Origin of the sequence: Methylosinus sp. PW1 (assembly GCF_000745215.1) — a bacterium.
In the GTDB taxonomy this organism is placed as follows: Bacteria; Pseudomonadota; Alphaproteobacteria; order Rhizobiales; family Beijerinckiaceae; genus Methylosinus.
The window spans coordinates 301,234-320,129 of the sequence record NZ_JQNK01000002.1 but is presented as its reverse complement, the minus strand read 5'-3'; the positions used below and the strand labels follow the sequence as shown (position 1 = coordinate 320,129).

General features: G+C 64.1%; 13 protein-coding genes and 1 tRNA gene. 9 read left to right on the top strand and 5 right to left on the bottom strand.

Annotation, left to right across the window (positions count from 1 at the left end; genetic code table 11):
• Positions 1-4: 4 nt before the first annotated feature.
• Positions 5-1,855 carry an ABC-F family ATP-binding cassette domain-containing protein gene (locus K369_RS01950; RefSeq protein ID WP_036286871.1) on the top strand — a complete coding sequence of 617 codons (1,851 nt, stop codon included), beginning with the start codon at positions 5-7 and terminating at the stop codon, positions 1,853-1,855.
• A gap of 4 nt (positions 1,856-1,859) precedes the next feature.
• Here K369_RS01950 and K369_RS01945 read toward each other — a convergent pair whose 3' ends face one another.
• Positions 1,860-2,186 (bottom strand): GNAT family N-acetyltransferase, encoded by a 327-nt coding sequence (locus K369_RS01945; protein WP_051948752.1) that lies wholly within the window; start codon positions 2,184-2,186, stop codon positions 1,860-1,862.
• A 237-nt stretch (positions 2,187-2,423) separates the two neighbouring features.
• On the opposite strand from K369_RS01945, the gene K369_RS01940 reads away from it, so the two are divergent.
• Together K369_RS01940 and K369_RS01935 are read left to right on the top strand one after the other, a co-directional pair.
• Entirely contained in the window at positions 2,424-3,725 is a 1,302-nt protein-coding gene (locus K369_RS01940) for a lipoprotein-releasing ABC transporter permease subunit (RefSeq protein WP_051948749.1), read from the top strand.
• Between the two features lie 5 nt (positions 3,726-3,730).
• The gene (locus tag K369_RS01935) at positions 3,731-4,408 is read left to right on the top strand and encodes an ABC transporter ATP-binding protein (protein ID WP_036286870.1); all 678 of its coding nucleotides are present in this window, start codon (positions 3,731-3,733) and stop codon (positions 4,406-4,408) included.
• A 50-nt stretch (positions 4,409-4,458) separates the two neighbouring features.
• Here K369_RS01935 and K369_RS01930 read toward each other — a convergent pair whose 3' ends face one another.
• Positions 4,459-5,028 carry a hypothetical protein gene (locus K369_RS01930; protein WP_036286868.1) on the bottom strand — a complete coding sequence of 190 codons (570 nt, stop codon included), beginning with the start codon at positions 5,026-5,028 and terminating at the stop codon, positions 4,459-4,461.
• 457 nt (positions 5,029-5,485) lie between these two features.
• Here K369_RS01930 and K369_RS01925 point away from each other — a divergent pair, with 457 nt between their 5' ends.
• Positions 5,486-6,238: an enoyl-CoA hydratase gene (locus K369_RS01925; RefSeq protein WP_036286866.1), complete on the top strand. Its 753-nt coding sequence runs from the start codon at positions 5,486-5,488 to the stop codon at positions 6,236-6,238.
• Between the two features lie 69 nt (positions 6,239-6,307).
• On the opposite strand, the gene K369_RS01920 is transcribed toward K369_RS01925, so the two are convergent.
• The 3 genes from K369_RS01920 to K369_RS01910 form a co-directional block, all read right to left on the bottom strand.
• Positions 6,308-8,608 (bottom strand): bifunctional diguanylate cyclase/phosphodiesterase, encoded by a 2,301-nt coding sequence (locus K369_RS01920; RefSeq protein ID WP_036287604.1) that lies wholly within the window; start codon positions 8,606-8,608, stop codon positions 6,308-6,310.
• A gap of 43 nt (positions 8,609-8,651) precedes the next feature.
• On the bottom strand, positions 8,652-9,563 hold the full coding sequence (locus tag K369_RS01915; RefSeq protein WP_051948746.1) for a crotonase/enoyl-CoA hydratase family protein: 912 nt from the start codon (positions 9,561-9,563) through the stop codon (positions 8,652-8,654).
• 170 nt (positions 9,564-9,733) lie between these two features.
• Complete coding sequence (locus K369_RS01910) at positions 9,734-11,089, bottom strand: multicopper oxidase family protein (RefSeq protein WP_036287598.1); 1,356 nt, start codon at positions 11,087-11,089, stop codon at positions 9,734-9,736.
• Between the two features lie 293 nt (positions 11,090-11,382).
• Here K369_RS01910 and K369_RS01905 point away from each other — a divergent pair.
• From K369_RS01905 to K369_RS01885, 5 genes are all read left to right on the top strand, one after another.
• Positions 11,383-11,467, top strand: a tRNA-Leu gene (locus K369_RS01905).
• 76 nt (positions 11,468-11,543) lie between these two features.
• Positions 11,544-12,908 (top strand): trigger factor, encoded by a 1,365-nt coding sequence (gene tig, locus K369_RS01900; RefSeq protein ID WP_036287595.1) that lies wholly within the window; start codon positions 11,544-11,546, stop codon positions 12,906-12,908.
• 245 nt (positions 12,909-13,153) lie between these two features.
• Complete coding sequence (locus tag K369_RS01895) at positions 13,154-13,789, top strand: ATP-dependent Clp protease proteolytic subunit (RefSeq protein ID WP_036286864.1); 636 nt, start codon at positions 13,154-13,156, stop codon at positions 13,787-13,789.
• 81 nt (positions 13,790-13,870) lie between these two features.
• Complete coding sequence (locus tag K369_RS01890) at positions 13,871-15,883, top strand: acetyl/propionyl/methylcrotonyl-CoA carboxylase subunit alpha (RefSeq protein ID WP_036286861.1); 2,013 nt, start codon at positions 13,871-13,873, stop codon at positions 15,881-15,883.
• Positions 15,884-16,347: 464 nt separating this feature from the next.
• Positions 16,348-18,837, top strand: a complete 2,490-nt coding sequence (locus K369_RS01885; RefSeq protein WP_036286858.1) for a TonB-dependent receptor — start codon at positions 16,348-16,350, stop codon at positions 18,835-18,837.
• Positions 18,838-18,896 lie beyond the last annotated feature (59 nt).

The following is an 18,896-nucleotide window of genomic DNA, read 5'->3' as shown; positions in this document are numbered from 1 at the left end:
GGCCATGCTCTCCATAGACGATCTCACTTACAGGCTCGGCGAGAGGCTGCTCTTCGACAAGGCCTCGGTCTTCGTGCCGCCGCGGACGCGCGCGGGCTTCGTCGGCCGCAATGGCGCGGGCAAGACGACGCTCTTCCGAATCATCTGCGGCGAGATCGCCGGCGAGAGCGGAACCATCTCCCTCCCCGCAAGGCTGAAGATCGGCCGCGTCGAGCAGGAGGCTCCCGGCGGGCCGACAGCGCTCGTCGATTTCGTGCTCGCCGCCGACATCGAGCGCGCGACCCTGCTGGAACGCGCCGAGACCGAGACCGACCCGCATGAGATCGCCGAAATCCAGACCCGCCTCGTCGATATAGACGCCCATGCTGCGCCGGCGCGGGCGGCGGCGATTCTCTCCGGCCTCGGCTTCGACGCGGAGGCGCAGCGGCGCCCGCTCTCGGAGTTTTCGGGCGGCTGGCGCATGCGCGTCGCCCTCGCCGCCGTGCTGTTCTCACAGCCGGAGCTGCTGCTGCTCGACGAGCCGACCAATTATCTCGATCTCGAAGGCACGCTCTGGCTCGTCGATTATCTCGCGCATTATCCGGCCAATGTCGTCGTCATCAGCCATGACCGCGATCTGCTGGATGCGGTTGCGACGCATATTCTGCATCTCGAGCGCGGCAAGCTGACGATCTACAAGGGCAATTACAGCTCCTTCGAGGCGCAGCGGCTGGAGGCGCGCGCGCTCGCCGCCAAGGCTGGCAAGAAGCAGGAAGAGCGCCGCCGCGAGCTGCAGGCCTTCGTCGATCGCTTCCGCGCCAAGGCGACCAAGGCGCGTCAGGCGCAGTCGCGCCTCAAAATGCTGGCGAAGCTGGGGCCGGCCACGGCGGTCGTCGACGACGAGGTGCTGCCGATCTATCTGCCCTCGCCGGAAAAGCCGCTGTCGCCGCCGATCATCGCTTTCGAGAATGTGAGCGTCGGCTATGGCGAGCGCACCGTGCTGTCGCGCCTGTCGCTCAGCCTCTCCAATGACGATCGCATCGGATTGCTGGGCTCCAACGGAAACGGCAAATCGACCTTCGCCAAGCTGTTGGCGGGGCGGCTCGAGCCCAAGAGCGGCAATATGGTGCGCGCCGCCAAGCTGGAGGCGGGATTTTTCGCTCAGCATCAGGTCGATGATCTCAACGAGAAGGACTCGCCCTACTCCGTCTTCGCCGCGCTGATGCCCGGCGCGCCCGAGGCGCGCATTCGCACGCGGGCCGCGCAGACGGGCTTTTCCGGCGCGCGGGCGGACACGAAGGTGGAGCGCCTCTCCGGGGGCGAGAAGGCGCGGCTGCTGCTCGGCGTCGCTTCCTTTTATGGGCCGCATCTGCTCATTCTCGACGAGCCGACCAACCATCTCGACATCGACAGCCGCGCCGCGCTGGTCGAGGCGATCAACGCCCATGAGGGCGCGATCGTGCTCGTCTCGCATGATCGCTATTTGCTGGAGGCCTGCGCCGATCGCCTATGGCTGGTCGAAGGCGGCACGGTGAAGGCCTTCGACGGCGATGTCGACGAATATGCGCGCTATGTTCTGGCTCGCGCCAATGGCGACGCCCGCGAGCAGCGCAAGGAGGAGGAGCCGCGCGAGGCCCCTCGCCCGGTCAAAGGCAAGCGCGACGCCGGCCAGTCGCGCCGCAAGCTGGCGGCGGCGGAAGAGCGCATGAAAAAGCTCGCCGAGCTAATGGCGCGCGTCGACGCCGCGCTCGCCGATCCGAGCGCGTTTTCGCGCAATCCGCAGGAGGCCAATCGCCTCGCCCAGCAGCGCGCCGATCTCGCCTCGGCGCTCGCCGAGGCGGAAGATCAATGGCTCTCGCTCTCGGACGAGGGGTAGAGAGTCAGGCCGATTTGCGCAGGACCAGATCGGCGAATTCCTGGTGGCGCGCGATATAATCGGCCACGAAGGAGCATTCGGGAACGACCTTCAGCCCACGCGCCCGCGCCCATTGCAGCGCGCCGCGGATCAGCTCCGTGGCGGCGCCTTTGCCGCGCAGCGCCGCCGGCGTCTCCGTATGGGTGAAGACGATGGCGCCGGGCGCCATGCGGTAATAGGCGACGGCCGTTCCGTCTTCGAGATCGAGCTCGAAACGATCGAGCTCGACATTGTCATGGACAGCGCCATGCGCCTTGCGCGGCGCGCTCTTCAGCTGGGCGATCGAACCCATTTCTCGTCTCCTCGATTGCCCACCGCCGATGTCGAGGTGGTGAATGCAGTGCAGCAAATTAAGGGCCAGACGTTAATTTTTCTGGCCTCGGCAGGCTCGGCTCTCGCCCCGATGTCTGTTTTCCGCCACGCCGCGGCGACGGCCCACGCCCTCGCCTTCGATTCGCCTCTCTCACATGGGAAACGCCCATTTCTGTGGCGCGCTTGAAAGGCTCGAGCGGATGGGCACAATGCCGAAATGAGCGAATCTACTTTGTCTACCGTGGTCGAGACCGAGCCGCCGCCGCGCTTGCGCGCCTTCGCGCCCTTCGAATGGATGGTCGCCTTCCGCTATGTGCGGACGCGGCGCGCCAATGGCTTCGTCTCTGTGATCGCCGGCTTCTCCTTTCTCGGCATCATGCTGGGCGTGGCGACGCTCATCGTCGTGATGTCGGTGATGAACGGCTTTCACCGCGAGCTGATGGACAAGATCGTCGGCATTGACGGCCACGCCTTCGTCCAGGCGGCCGAGCGGCCGCTGACCGATTGGGCCGAGGTCACGGCGCGGCTGCAGCGCCTGCCGGGCGTCAAGCTCGTCGCGCCAATGGTGGAGGGCGCGGCCGGCGTCTCCTCCCCCTATGGGCAGTCGGGCGCGCTGGTGCGCGGCATACGCGAGCAGGACATTCTGCGTCTGCCGGGCCTCGCCGGCAATGTGAAGGACGGGACCTTCCAGGGCTTCGACAGCGCCGGCGGCGTCGCCATCGGCCAGCGCCTCGCCGAGTCGCTCGGCGTGCGCGTCGGCGACAATATCAGCATTCTCATCGCCAAAGGCGCATCGACGCCCTTCGGCGTGGCGCCGCGCATAAAAGCCTATCCGGTGACGGCGATCTTCCAGATCGGCATGTCGGAATATGACCGCGTGTTCGTCTACATGCCCTTCGCCGAGTCGCAACTTTTCTTCAATCACGAGAATGAGGCGACGGTGATCGAGGTCTTTCTCGACGCGCCCGACGCCGTGGACAAGTTCCGCGCCGACATAGACGCCAATATCGATCGGCCGATGATGCTCACCGACTGGCGGCAGCGCAACAAGACCTTCTTCGACACGCTGCAGGTCGAGAGCAATGTGATGTTCATCATATTGACGCTGATCGTGCTGGTGGCGGCGCTCAACATCATCTCCGGCCTCACCATGCTGGTGAAGGACAAATCCTCCGACATCGCCATTCTGCGCACCATGGGCGCGACGCGCGGCGCGGTGCTGCGCATCTTCCTCATCATCGGCGCGTCCATTGGCGTCGTCGGCGACATCGCCGGCTTTCTGCTGGGCCTGACGCTCGCCAAAAATCTCGACGCGATCCGGCTGCTGCTCAACAAGCTGATGCACGCCAATCTGTTTCCGGCGGAGCTCTATTTTCTGTCGCGCCTACCCTCCATCGTCGAGCCGCGCGAGGTGGCGCTCGTCGTCGTCATGACGCTCGTGCTCGCCATTCTCGCCTCCATCTATCCAGCCTGGAAAGCGGCGAGCCTCGATCCGATCGACGCCCTGCGCCACGAGTGAGGCCCATGACAGTTCTCGAGCTTTCCGGCGTCGCCCGCCATTATCGCGAAGGCGATGGGCGGCTGGATATATTGATGGGAGCCGATCTCGCGCTTTCTCCCGGCGAGACGGTGGCGCTGATCGCGCCTTCGGGCGCCGGCAAATCCACTCTGCTGCATATCGCCGGCCTGCTGGAGCGCGCCGACGACGGCGAGGTGCTCATCGCCGGGCTGGCGACCTCCGACATGAGCGACAATGAGCGCACCAGCCTGCGGCGCTCGACGATTGGCTTCGTCTATCAGTTCCACCATCTGCTGCCGGAATTCACCGCGCTCGAGAATGTCGCGCTGCCGCAGGCGATCAACGGGCTGGATCGTCGCGAGGCGGAGCGGCGCGCGGCGGAGTTGCTCGATTATCTGCGGCTCGGAGCCCGGGCGGGGCATTTGCCCTCGCAGCTGTCGGGCGGCGAGCAGCAGCGCGTCGCCATCGCCCGCGCGGTCGCTAATGCGCCGCATGTTCTGCTCGCCGACGAGCCGACCGGCAATCTCGATCCGCGCACCGCGGAGCATGTCTTCGCGACCCTGATGACGCTGGCGCGCAACACCGGCCTCGCCGCGCTGGTGGCGACGCATAATCTCGATCTCGCCGCGCAGATGGATCGCCGCGTCACGCTCAGCGACGGCCGTCTCGTCGAGCTCGCCTGAAGCGTTCCGGCCGGACACTCGCCCGGCCGGAGCATTCATGACCAAAAAGATCAGGCCGCCTTCTTTTTCTTGTCGATGAAGCTGTTCTTATACCAGAGGCCGAAGCCGACGAGGCCGAGCGCGGCGAAGAACACGGCGATGATGGTGTTCTTGTCCTCTGTGGTGCCGACCGCGAAGGGGAAGCGCGAGACATATTCGCGTCCATCGTCGGCCTTCGCCTTCACGAGACCGATGAAGTTGCCCTTCTTGGTGAAATTATATTCGAAGTTGAGCGTGCCGGTGCGGTATTTTTTCGGCGGCAGATAAACCTCGGTGTTCTGCTCGAGATTCTCATTGTCGTCGCTCTGGCCGACATTGCGGAGAATGCGGATCTCCAGCGCCATGTCGCGCAGCTCGTCCTGCACCGCGTCCAGCACGATGATCGTCGGGCCGACATCTGGAATGTCGTCGCAGAAAATCTCGCGCGACTTCAGCGGCTGATAGCCGGTGAAGTTCATCGTGTCGGGGCCGATCTTCATGATGCACTGGCCGGTGTCGGAGCTCACGCCGCCATGCGCATGGGCCTCGCCGACCAGTCCGGCCGTCGCCATGGCAAGAGCGACCAGAAGTCGAAGATTCATCTTTTCTCTCCCTATCCATGTTCTCGCCGCTTCTCATGAGCGGCTGCAGCACTCTCGCCGACCGTGGCGTCGATGACCGCGATGCGACTCGGCCTCCCCCGGCCGATCGTCGCTCCCGGCTTTTAGCACACACTGCCATCGACATAGGGACGAAGTTTTCGCTCGGAAACGAGCCGGCGCGGAAATGCCGCGGCCCCGCCGCCGACGGCGCCGACGCCCGAGCCTCTCCAGCGCGTGCTTTGCCGCAGTCCTCCGCACTTTCGGGCAGTGCTTCCATAATTCTAAAATCCGCCAGCGGCAAAAAGTCGCAACCTGCCCAGTCGGCGAGAATCGGGAAACTACGTACGTAAATTTTGCTCGGGGCTATTAACCATGAGCGAAGACGCGGCCGAAATTTCTTTAAAAATTTAAGTAACTCGGTAAGAATTGCGAAACCATTCGAGATAGGAGACGAAACATGAATGCGGTAGTTTCGAAGAACGACATCACCTCCGCTGTCGCCGCCGAGACTTATGTTTCCCCTTCCGACTTTTCGGATCCGCTGGATTTCATCCGTCAGCGCTCGTCGCTGGAGATCCATCGCATGGACGAGCTGGATACGATCCTGGTGAGCAAGCTCGCCTGCGGTTTCGACCGCGACAGCATCGACGGCCTGACCTTGTTGCTGCGCAAAATTTCGGAAGGCCATCTGCCCGGTCTCAAATATCTGGTTTTCGACTTCGCGCACTGTGACGATTCCACGGCCGTCGCCGCGGAAGGCTTCGACGAGCTGGCGTCGGCGACCGCGCGGCTCATCCTCGATGCGCCGGTAATATCGATCGCATGGGCCAGGACCTATCTGAACGGAGCGGATCTGGACTTCGCCCTCGCCTGCTCGATGATGGTAGCCGACCGTTACGCGCGCTTCTCCTTCGAGGCCGACCTCGCCTCGGCCGTCGGCGTCTATGGGGCGTTGGCGCAGAAGCTCGGCTTCGTGAAGGCGGAGCGGCTGATGGAGAATGGCGAGATTCTCACCGCCGAGCAGATGCAGGAGCTCTGCCTCGTCAAGCATATCGTCGAGAATGGCGAAGGCCTGCTGGGCGCGGAGAGTTATGTGCGGCAATGCGGGCGCCGCTACAACGCCTCCTACAGCATGTTCCGCGCGCAGCGCATCAGCGCCCCGCCGGTGCGCCGGGTGGAGACGACGACCGCCGCGAGCCGGCGGGGCTGACCGCAGGATTTGCGGCGAGACGCGATTTCGGCCCGGCGCCCGCAGATAGGTGGGCGCCGGGCGCTTTTCTCAGGCGACGACCTTCAGCTTGCCGCCGCGCGCGACGCCGGAAAAGATCTGCGTCAACTCCGCCTGCGGCTTGGCCATGCTGAACAGAAAGCCCTGCATCAGATGCACATTCTTGGCGAGCAGCAGCGCGCGCTGCTCATGCGTCTCGACGCCTTCCGCGACGAGATCTATGCCGAGTTCGGCGGTCAGCAGTGAGACCGCGCCGACGATCGCCTGCGTCTTGCTGGAGACGCTGAGCTCCGACACGAAGCTGCGATCGAGCTTCACCTTGTCGACCGGAAAACGATTTAGATAGCCGAGGCTGCTGAAGCCGGTTCCGAAATCGTCGAGCGACAGGCGGACGCCGATCGCGCGCAGCCCCGCGATCTTGGCCGCGGCGTCCTCCGTGTCCTGCATGAGCGTGGATTCGGTGATCTCGATCTCGAGCCGGCTCGGCGCCAGCCCGGCGGCGTCGAGCGCGCTGCGGACGCGCTCGATCATGTCCGGCTGCTGAAACTGGCGCGAGGAGAAATTGACCGCGACCCGCGCCGCCGACGGCCACAGATGCGCGTCGCGACAGGCGCGGCGCAGCACCCATTCGCCCAGCTCGACGATCATCCCCGTCTCTTCGGCGATCGGGATGAAAGAGGACGGCGGCACATAGCCCAATTGCGGATGGCGCCAGCGCGTCAGCGCCTCGCAGGTCGAGATGGTTTGGTCGCGCGCGTCGTAGATGGGCTGGTAATGAACCTCGAGCGCCTCGGTCCTGAGCGCCTCGCGCAGCTCGCGCTCGATGCGCCGCTTGCTGACCAGCGCGTCCTCCATAGACGTCTCGAACCATATGGCCTGCCGTCGTCCGGCGGCCTTGGAATGATACATTGCGAGATCGCCGCATTTCAGCAGCCCCTCGACGGAGATCGCGTCCCGCGGCGCGATGCAGAGGCCGACGCTGGCGCCGATGACGATCGTGTGTCCCTCGACGACATAGGGGCGGCCGATCGCCTCTATGACGCGGCGCGCCAGCGCGTCGGCCGGCGGCGTCTCGATCGTTGGATGCATGAGGATGCAGAATTCATCGCCGCCGAAGCGCGCCACCATGTCGACCGAGCGCACGCATTCGCGCAGGCGCTCGGCGACCGCGCAGAGAAGCCGGTCGCCGATCGTATGTCCGAGCGTGTCATTGACCTCCTTGAACTGATCGAGGTCGATGCACAAAAGCGCGAGACTGAGCCCGCGCTTGCGAATGTGCCGCAGATCGCGCTCCAGCCGCTGCTGGAACTGGAACCGATTGGCGAGGCTGGTCAAAGTGTCGAAATGCGCGATCCGCTCGATCTCGCGCGCCGCGCGTCTCTGCTCGGTCACATCCTCGACGACGGTGACGAAGGCGCCATTGTCGGCCGGCTCGCAGCGAAAATCGAAGATGCGATTGCCGATCTCGCGGGAGAAGACGTCCGTGCGCGGAAGCGAGGCGCGCGATGTCCACTGCTCGAGGAAAACCTGCGTGTCCTCGCGCGAGATGTTCGCGCTCTCGCCGATCATGCGCGTCAACGTGGCGAGATCTCTCGGCATCGTCTCCGAATCGAGGCCGAAAAACTCATACATTCGACGATTGACGACAGTGAGCGACTTGTCGGCCCGACCCATGCACAGGCCATGGGTCATGCTGTTCAAGGCGGATTTGAAACGCCGACGCTGCGTGTCCGCGTCGCGGCCGTTGCGCAGCGCCGACTCCAGCACCGAGTTCAGAAATTTCGTCGTGGACTCGACGGAAACGATGCCGAGCACGATGATGCCGGTCAGCCCCCAGTACCAGATCGAGAAATTGAAGAGGCAGGTGATGGCCAAAGGCGCGCAGACGCCGATGACCTGCCCCAGGACGATGTGCGGCCGGCCCGCGTTGCGCCCCGCCAGCGCGCCGGCGCATCCCGTCATCAGCACAACGCCGTAATAGGCCACCATCTCGCTGTGATGAGCGTTGAACAGCACGGCGGCGGTCACGCCGACGACCGTCATGAAGCTCACGCCGCCGATCGCGTAGCGCAGCTCCCATTGCCGGGCGTCGCGCCGGCGCTGCTCGACAGGCGTGCGCGTGTGAGCGACCAGGACATGAATGCGATAGGCGCTGATCAGAAGCAGAGCCAGCACGAAGCCGAAATAGACGAGATCGCCCGTGGTGAGCCATGCGATGACGGCGACGAGCAATCCTGCGCCTATGCCCGCGACGAAGGAGCCCGGCGTGCCGAACAGAGTCTCGACGAGATCGGCATAGATCTCGTACTTCTGATCCTCCGCCGCGACATCCTCGATCTGTCGTTTCGTCATCGCTATGACTTTCATGTCGCAAAAGATCGCCGACGAGCCGGCGCTAACGGGAACGGCCGTCGTCCGCCGTTCCGCTCGAGGTCGCCATTCGCTTCTGGGCGGCGGCGAGCCGCTCCATATGCCGCAAATCCTGGTCGCTCAGCGCTGTCGAGCAATCCGCCCAGAGATCGGTGATTTCTATCAGCTCGTCCCTGGTTACGGGAAAGCAGCTTCGCCGCGCCTCGGCCAGCGCGCAACGGCGCTGCCAGCGCTCGTCGCCGCCTTCGAGCATCCAGGCGTCGGCCGCCTGCCGCAGAGTGCCGTCGGGGGTCATCAGATCGATGGCGCCGAGCTCGAGCATCTCGCTCGCCGAATAGATCGCCCCGGAGCCGATAATTCGCTCCGCCTGAGCGACGCCGAGCCGCCGCGTGAGCAGCGACACCGCCCCCATTCCCGGAAAAGCGTTGAAGCTCGCCTCCGGCACGCCCAGCTTGGCGCTCTCCTCCGCCAGGATGAAATCCGAGGCGAGCGCGGCCTCGAAGCCGCCGCCGAGACATTGGCCGTGCACGGCGGAGAGCGAGATGATCGGGAGCCAGAGGCCGCAGACCAGCGAATAGATGAGATCGATGCAGGCATGCGCGTAGGCGATCAATCGGTCCCGCCGGCCGCCACGGATGGAGGAGGTGAAGGTCACGAGGTCACCGCCGAGGCTGAACACCGATTTCTTGTTCGAGCTCATCACGAAGTAGCGGACTGGAAACCGCGCAAAGCCGTCGAGCGCATGCATATGCCGAAGCGATTCGCGAACGCTCGCCATGTCCGAGAGCGTCTGCATCGCATAGAAGGGAGGCGACGACGCTTTGTAATTCATCCATACGGCGCGCGTCACGGAGTCATATTCGAGATCGATATGATCGAACTCCCAATGTGGAAAATCTTCCGGCTTCTTGATGTCGAACTCGAAAGCTTCGGTCATCGGGGCGCTCTGATTCAACGGGCGAGTGTGACGCAACCGAATTCTAAGCCCGCTCGCGGCGTGACACTGCGGCCTCGCGGCGCCAGTCTAACGCTCGGGACGTTATCGTATCCTTATTTCAGAATATTATATTTATTCGTAAATCCCAAATTGCCCGGCGCGGCTCGCGCTCACTTCACCTCGAACCATGCGGCGAGCCCTGCCGCCTCGTGCTCGAGAATATCGTCATGCACGGCCCATTTGCCGGGGCTGTCGGCGACGAAGGCGACATGCTTGGTCTTGCCCGGCGGCACGACGACGCCATTGCGCCAATAGGGCTCCCAGCCATCGTCGAGGTCGTGCAGAAGCCGCACGCAATGTCCGTGGACATGCATCACGGCGGCGACATCGGAACGATTGACGAAGCCGAGCGTCACCGGCGCGCCGCGCTTCACCTGGAACAGAGGCGGCCCGCCATAGGCCTTGCTCGGCGCGCCATTGATGCGCCAAGGCGCGCCGGGAGCGGCGGGCGGCTCCAAGGTGAGATCGACCTTCTTGGCCGCCTGCAGCTTTATCTCTATGGGCAAGAGAGGATTTTGCGGCAGCGCCGCTATGGGCGGGCGCGACGCCGCCTTTGCGCCGCGTGTCGTGAAGATCGCCAGCTCGCGGTCGGGCTCGTCCATGCCGCGCAGAATCAGCTTGGCGGCGGCGTTCTCGGCCTGCGGCAGATCGAACAGCAATTCGAATCGCGCGCCGGGCGCGGCGGGGATGGTGCGGCGCACGGGCTCGAAGGCGTCGCAGGGCTGGCTGTCCACAGCCACGACGAAGGGCTGAATATTGTCGAAGCCGACGAACATGATTCGCGCATTGGCGAGATTGGCGAAGCGCAGGCGAATGCGCGCGCCCGGCGCGAAATCGCGCCGCGCCGGCGCCGGGGCGCCGTCCACCGCCACCAGCATTCCGATGCGCCCTGCCCCGGCGGCTGCGGCGGGAGAGGCGAAATCGCCCTCGATCGCGCCATTCTTGTCCAGCCGCCAATCGTCGAGCACGAGCAGAAGATCGGCGTCGGCCTCCAGCGGCTTGGGCTCGTCGACGACGACGAGGCCCTTCAGCCCGCGGCCGCAGAGTTCCGGCGTCGCCCCGAAAACCGACGGCCGATAGCAGAAGAGACCGGCGTCGACCAATTTGCGGCGATAGTCGAATCGCCCGCCGGGCGCGACCTCCGCCTGGGTCAGCGGCGCGACGCCATCCATGGCGTTGTCGCCGCGCATGCCGTGCCAATGAATGGAGAGCGGCTTCTCGAGGCCATTGGCGAGGCCGACCGCCAGCTCGTCGCCCAAGGCGTAGCGCAGCAGCGGCCCCGGAGCCTTCCCCTCGAATCCCCAAATCTCGGTCGCATGCCCCGGCTCCGGCAGCAGATGCGCCGTCCCCTTGCGCGCCATCAGCGTTTTGGGGCCGGCGGCCGGCGGCTCGGCGCGGGCGTCCAGAGAGACGAGGGTCGCGGCGGCTCCGCGCACGAAAGCGCGGCGTGAGCAGTCGAAAGGCATGATGGCTCCGGTTTCTCCTCGCCGCCGCATATGGCCCGAGCGGAGCGCGGCTTTCAACAGGGCGCGAACCTACATCCCCACAGGTGACATTTTCTTTAGCGCCGGCGGCGCGTCGTGCTATAGAGCCCCCCGCCCGAGCCGGCGCGTGGCCGCGTCCGCGCGTCGACGCCGGTATTTCGAAGCCGGCGTTTCGATTGTCGCCGCGACGTTTCGACGCCGGTTGGCTCGTGGCTTCGGTCCTTTGGCGTTTCGCCCGCGAGCCGGCGGCTCGTCGGGCGTTTGCGCGTCGGGGCGCGGGCGTGGCGGAACTGGTAGACGCGCCGGATTTAGGTTCCGGTGACGCAAGTCGTGGGGGTTCGACTCCCTCCGCCCGCACCATCCGACGCGCGCCGGCGGCAGAGATATTTTCCCGGCGCACGCCGGACTGGTCGAGATTCGAGAAGGCGAAAACGACATGCAGGTGACGCAGACCCTGTCGCAGGGCTTGAAACACGAGTTCAAAGTGGTGCTTCCGGCCGGCGACCTCGCCGCCAAGCTCGAGTCGCAGCTCGTCGAGCTGCGCGGCAAGGCGCAGATCAAGGGCTTCCGCCCCGGCAAGGCGCCCCTCTCCTATCTCAAGAAAATCTATGGCAAAGGCATAATGGGCGAGGTCCTGCAGGAGGCCGTCAACGAGGCCAATCGCAAGATCGTCGAGGACAATAGCCTGCGCGTCGCCATGGAGCCGCGGCTCGACTTCCCGACCGATCAGGCCGAGGTCGAGAAGGCGCTGGAAGCCGAGGGCGACTTCTCCTATTCCGTCGCCTTCGAGGTGCTGCCGGCGATCGAGCTCGGCGGCTTCGATGACATCGCCATCGAGCGTCCTATCGCCGAGGTCTCGGAGGAGGAGGTCCAGAAGGCGATCTCCGATCTCGCCGACCGCATCCGCGAGTTCGAGGCGAAAGAAGGCGCCGCCGCCAAGGGCGACCGCGTCACCATAGACTTCACCGGCAAGCTCGACGGCGAGCCCTTCGAGGGCGGCACGGGCGGCGACGTCGATCTGGTGCTCGGCTCGGGCTCCTTCATCCCCGGCTTCGAGGAGCAGCTCGAGGGCGCGGCCAAGGACGAGCAGCGCGTCGTCAAGGTTAAGTTCCCCGAGGATTACGGCGTGCCGACGCTCGCCGGCCGCGACGCCGAGTTCGACGTGACCGTCAAGGCCGTCGCCGGCCCGGCGGAGCTGCCGATCGACGACGCTTTCGCCACCAAATACGGCTTCGAATCGCTGGCCGAGCTGACCTTCGCCGTGCGCGGCAATCTCGAGGCCGATTACGCCAAGGCCTCGCGCGCCAAGCTGAAGCGCTCGCTTCTGGACGCTCTCGACAAGAAATACAGCTTCGAGCTGCCCGAGGGCCTCGTCGCCCAGGAGTTCGACACGATCTGGTCGCAGCTCGAGTCCGAGCGCAAGCGCTCCGGCAAGAGCTTCGAGGACGAGAACACGACGGAAGAGGCGGCGCGCGAGGAATATCGCAAGATCGCCGAGCGCCGCGTGCGTCTCGGCCTAGTGCTGGCCGAGATCGGCCAGGGCGCGGGCGTGACCGTCGAGGACAAGGACGTGACCGACGCGCTGGTCGAGCGCGTGCGCGCCTTCCCGGGCCGCGAGAAGCAGGTTTGGGACTATTACCGCAACAATCCCCAGGCGCTCGCCCAGATTCGCGCCCCCCTCTATGAGGAGCGGGTCGTCGACCATCTGGTCGCCAAGATCAGCGTCACCGACAAGACCGTGACTAAGGAAGAGCTGCTCGCCGCCGAGGAAGACGACGATCTGGCCCAGCCCGCCGCCTGATCCGGCGCGCCGACCCGGGGCCGATTAAGGGCGGCCCCGGGGTTTCCGCTCGCCCCTTTTGCGGTTTCTGTCTGGACGGCTTGCCGCAATATGCTACCAACGAGCCAAAAGCTGGCTCGTGGCTTTCACTCCATGCGAGGGAAAGACGGCGGGTCGAAGAGGCCGCCGCGAAGCCGGGAGCGCAGAGCCCCGCTGCGCGGAGCCTCGGTCGCAGGCCAGTCAAATCTAAAAAAGGCGCAAAACAGATGCGTGATCCGATCGACGTCTACAACCAATATCTGATCCCCCAGGTGATCGAGAACACGAGCCGCGGCGAGCGCGGCTTCGATATCTATTCGCGCCTGTTGCGCGAGCGAATCATCTTTCTGACCGGTCAGGTCGAGGACCATATGGCCTCGGTCATCATCGCCCAGCTCCTGTTTCTCGAGGCCGAGAATCCGAAGCGCGAGATTTTTCTCTACATCAACTCGCCGGGCGGCGTCGTGACCTCCGGTCTCGCCATCTACGACACGATGCAATACATCAAGCCCAAGGTGGCGACGCTCTGCATCGGCCAGGCGGCGTCCATGGGCTCGCTGCTGCTCTGCGCCGGCGAGGCCGGCAACCGCATCGCTCTGCCCAACGCCCGCGTCATGGTCCATCAGCCTTCGGGCGGCTTCCAGGGCCAAGCCTCGGATATCCTCCGCCATGCGGAGGATATTATGAAGATCAAGCGGCGTCTCAACGAAATCTACGTCAAGCACACCGGCCGGGACTATGACACGATCGACAAGACGCTCGATCGCGATCACTTCATGTCCGCGGAGGAGGCCAAGGAATTCGGCATCGTCGACCGAGTGGAGGTCAGCCATGCCGACGATCCGACCGAGGCCAAGGCCTGACGCAGATCAAATCCCGGCGCGCCCGCTTTTCTCGCTGGTCGAGAATGGCAGGCGCGCCGTTCCGCATGTATCGGGGCGCGCATGTTTCGTAAAATCCTGATCGCCAATCGTGGCGAGATCGCTTGCCGCATCATCAAGACCGCTCGCCGCATGGGCATAAAGACGGTCGCAGTCTATTCCGACGCCGACGCAGACGCGCTTCATGTCGAAATGGCCGACGAGGCCATTCATCTCGGCCCGCCCCCTGCTGCGCAATCCTATTTGCTGATCGACAAGATCGTCGCGGCCTGCAAGGAGACCGGCGCCGAGGCCGTGCATCCCGGCTATGGCTTTCTCTCCGAGCGCGCCGCCTTCGCCAAGGCGCTGGCCGAGGCCGGAATCGTCTTCATCGGCCCCAATCCTCGCGCGATCGAGGCGATGGGCGACAAGGTCGAGTCGAAGAAATTCGCCTCCGCCGCCAAGGTGAATGTCGTTCCCGGCTATCTCGGCGTCATTCAGGACGGCGAGGAAGCGGTCCGCATCGCCAATGAGATCGGCTATCCGGTCATGCTCAAAGCCTCCGCCGGCGGCGGCGGCAAGGGCATGCGCGTCGCCTTCAAGGCCGAGGAAGTGGTCGAGGGCTTCAATCGCGCCCGTTCCGAGGCCGCCTCCTCCTTCGGCGACGACCGCGTCTTCATCGAGAAATTCATCGTCAACCCGCGCCATATCGAGATTCAGGTGCTGGGCGACAAGCATGGCAATGTCATTCACCTCAACGAGCGCGAGTGCTCGATCCAGCGCCGCAATCAGAAGGTGATAGAGGAAGCCCCCTCGCCGCTTCTCGACGAGGAGACTCGCGCCGCCATGGGCGCGCAGGCCGTCGCCCTCGCCAAGGCGGTGGATTACGATTCCGCCGGCACGGTGGAGTTCGTCGCCGGCCAGGACAAGAGCTTCTACTTCCTCGAGATGAACACCCGCCTGCAGGTGGAGCATCCGGTCACAGAGCTCATCACCGGCATCGATCTCGTCGAGCAGATGATCCGCGTCGCCGCCGGCGAGCCGCTGTCGCTGCGCCAGGAGAAGGTGACGATCAATGGCTGGGCGGTGGAGAGCCGCATCTACGCCGAGGATCCGACCCGCAACTTCCTGCCCTCCATCGGCCGTCTGGTGAAATATCGCCCGCCGGAGGAGAAGCGCGAGGGCGCGATCACCGTGCGCAACGACACGGGCGTCGCGGAAGGCCGCGAGATTTCCATCCATTACGATCCGATGATCGCCAAGCTCGTCACCCATGGCCCCGACCGCCTCGCGGCGATCGACGCCCAGGGCAGCGCGCTGGATCGCTTCGTGATCGACGGCATTCGCCACAACATCCCCTTCCTCGCCTCGCTGATGCAGCATGAGCGCTGGCGTTCCGGCCAGCTCTCCACCGGCTTCATCGCGGAGGAATATGCGGGCGGCTTCGCCGCGCCGCAGCCGGATGGCGAGGTCGCCCATGTGCTGGCGACGGTGGCGGCGCTGGTCGATCACATCGGCAATGAGCGCAAGCGATTGATCAGCGGACAGCTCGGCCACGGCCGGCCGTTCGAGTTCGAGCGCGAGCGCGTCTGCGCGCTCGGCGAGCAGTCGTTCCATGTCTCGCTGGACACGCAGGGCGAGGCGCTGATCGTCCATTTCGAGGAGGAGGACGGCCGCACGCGCCGCATCTCCTCGCATTGGCGGCCGGGCGATCCCGTCTTCGAGGGGACCATAGACGGGGCCTCCATCTATGTGCAGATTCGGCCGATCCTCAACGGCTTCCAGCTCTCGCACCAGGGCGTGGCGGTGGACGCGCGCGTCTTCACCAAGCGCGAGGCCGAGCTCAACGCGCTGATGCCGAAGAAGAAGAATGTCGGCGTCTCCAAGCATCTGCTCTGCCCCATGCCCGGCCTCGTCAAGACGGTCGACGTCGTCGAGGGCCAGGAGGTGAAGGCCGGCGAGCCGCTGTGCATGGTGGAAGCCATGAAGATGGAGAATGTGCTGCGCGCCGAGCGCGACGTGACGATCAAGAAGATCGCCGCCAAGCCGGGCGACAGCCTCGCCGTCGATGCGGTGATCATGGAGTTCGCCGAATAGCGTCCTCACGCCGCGAGAGCGCCCACGGGCGCGGCTCGGGGCTCTGCCAATGAAAGTCGGGACTCGCGGAGCGATGTTCCTATGATAACTGGGTCGGCTTCGCTCTGCAGAACAGCGCGGAGACGATGCCGGCTAGAGCCACCGCGTCGTATTCCGGTTCGTGGAAACGATTTGTCACGGGAAGCGCTCCACCCACCCCAGCCAAGTCTTCAAAGCGATCCGACGCATCTTGCGCCGGCAATGCCGACGATGATGCTCGACGCGGAAGCGCCGGAGCCTCTCGTTCGGATGCGCGTGTCGACGTGCAAATGAACGCCCGCCGGCCGCCCTTCGACTCGAGCTCGGCTTGACAAGCGTATCGGAATAATACTCTATTAATTTGATAGGATTAGTTTACAAAAAAGGAGGTTCAGTCCATGTTCCGCTCAGAGCCTCGAGGCGCGTCGGAGCCACGAATTTATTTTATGTCCAGCGCTTCGTACGTCGCCTATTTGGCCGCGGCGGCGATCACATTCTCTACTCAATTACAGGAGTCTTTCGCTCAGGACGCGCCTGCCGCAGGTTCCGTCAATGTCCAGGTCGGCGATGTCGTCGTCCCCGGCGAGGAGGATAATGGGGGCGAAACCTCGCGTCCTGTTCTAGAGGCGCAGAAAAAGGCCCGCTCCGTCATCGTCGTCGAAGAGAAGACCATCGAGCGCGAAAACATCAACCGCGCCGACGAATTGCAGCAGAAGATCCCGAATTATCGCGCCAATAACGGCGGCACGCAGCAGTCGTCGCGTCAAACCATGCGATGGGTCGGCATCGGCGCCGGCACGGGCGTCGGCACAGAATCGCCGACAGGCTATGTCGTCGACAATGTGTTCTGGAGATACTGGGGCTTCCAGTGGATGGACCTGTTCGATCTCAAATCCTTCGAGATCGCCTATGGACCTCAGGGCACCGCAAGTGGAAAGAACGCCTCGGTCGGCAGCCTGATCATCAACACGAGATTGCCGTCATTCACGCAAGGGGCGACGGTCGAGACCAATTTCGCGAATTACAGCCGCGTCATCGAGAAAGTCTCGGTCACTGGTCCCATCATCGACGACGCGCTCGCCTATCGCGTTAGCTTCTTCATGGACAAGGGCGACGGCTGGATTCGCGATCAGGTGAGCGGCGCCGGCTATAAGAACACCGACCGTTGGGGCGTCCGCGGGCAGCTTCTCTATGTCGGCGACGAGATCACCGACCGGCTCATTTTCAATTACAGCGCCTCTCACGAATATAATGGCTACAACAGCGCGCCTTACGCCGATTCTTACCTCGTCTACGCCAATGGCACGCGGCCGAGTTCGACCTGGGTCCAGAACGTCTGGAAGCGGCTCGGCAAGCCGATCCTGTCAATGGACCCCTATAAGCCGTCCATCTCGCGCATGGGCGTCGACCCGGTGAGAACCATCACCGCCACCAACGAGCTCAATATTGGGATCGGAGACAATATCTTCACGTCGATCTCGGCATATGGGTTCAACCGAAACGAGCAGCGCTATTTCGAAGAGACGCAATTGCTGGCGCTCTGGCGCGATGGCATGGACACTTATGTCGGTCAGGCGTCGCAAGAGTTCCGTCTGACATCGCCGAAGGATCAAGAACTGGCGTGGACGACCGGCCTCTATTTCCTCAACGACGATTCCGCGAACCAGATGCACCATGTCGAATTCGGCTCCGACGCCGCGAAATGGCTGAACATGCCCGGCGCGCTGCCCGGCGTGCAGGATTGGTGGTACACCAAGGCGCGCGACATTCAGTTCGCCGCCTATGGGCAGGCGACCTGGCATTATGACGAGCAGCTGGCGCTCACCCTCGGCGTTCGCAACAGCTACGAAATTCGCCAGGGCTCGGTGAGCCATCTCAACCGATATTATCCGACCGTCTCGATCGTCGATCAGGATCAGGCGATCATCGCGGCGAGCGGCTTCGGCCTTTCGGACCGCGGCGGCGCGACCACGCGCTCCAACCATGTGACGGCGATCTTCAATCCGCAATATCGATGGGACGAGAACATTCTCTTCTATGGAATCGTCGGCCGCGCCGAGAAGGCGGCCGCCGTCAACACGAGCGGCAATCCGACCTATTCGACCGATGCGGCCAAGCAGAAAGTCTTCAGCGCCTGGACTCCGCTCTTCACCAAGCCCGAGGTCTCCTGGGATTATGAGCTCGGAGTCAAGACGAACTGGCTCGACAACAAGCTCCAGCTCAACGCCAATTTCTATTGGAACGACTTCTACAATTTTCAGACCACGACCGTCGACTCCTCGCGCGTCGACGCGCTCGGCGCGCCGATCTCGGTATCCTCGCTCGGCAACGCCGACCATGCGCGTCTGCGAGGAATAGAGCTGGATGGCCGCTGGAGCCCGATCGACAGGCTGTGGATCAGCGTCAACGCGGCCTTCTCCGACGCGCGATGGGTGTCCTATCCGGACGCCGCCCCGCCGACCGATTGGCAATGGACGTCGGGAACCCAGGCGGCGCCGAAATATTTGTCGCTCTCCAACACGCGCTGGCAGGGCGTGCCGATGTGGACATTCAACATCGGCGCGAATTACGAGCAGCCGCTCGGCGCCGTTTTCGCCGATCTCGGCGGTTTCGGAAAGTTCGCAGGCCTCGACGACTGGACCTCGAAGCCCCTCACGGCGTTCGGCTATTTCAACGTCAACTGGCAGGACAAGACGCAGCTGACCAATCCTTGGTCCATTCTGCAATATTGGCAGGGAAGCTACGCGATCATGAATGTCGGCGTCGGCATCCGCACGGACGACGATAAATACAGCCTCAGCTTCTGGGCCAAGAACATCGGCGACGAGAGGCCGTACACCGCCTGGGACACCGGCTCGGCCTCCAACCCGGCGAGAGTCACTCTCGCGCGCTGGCCAGCGACCTTCGGCGGGGCGTTTCGCGTCAAGCTCAACTGAGGCGTGGAGCTGGTCCGTTTTCCGGAACATCGCGCAAAGGCCGCGGATTCGGCGACGCG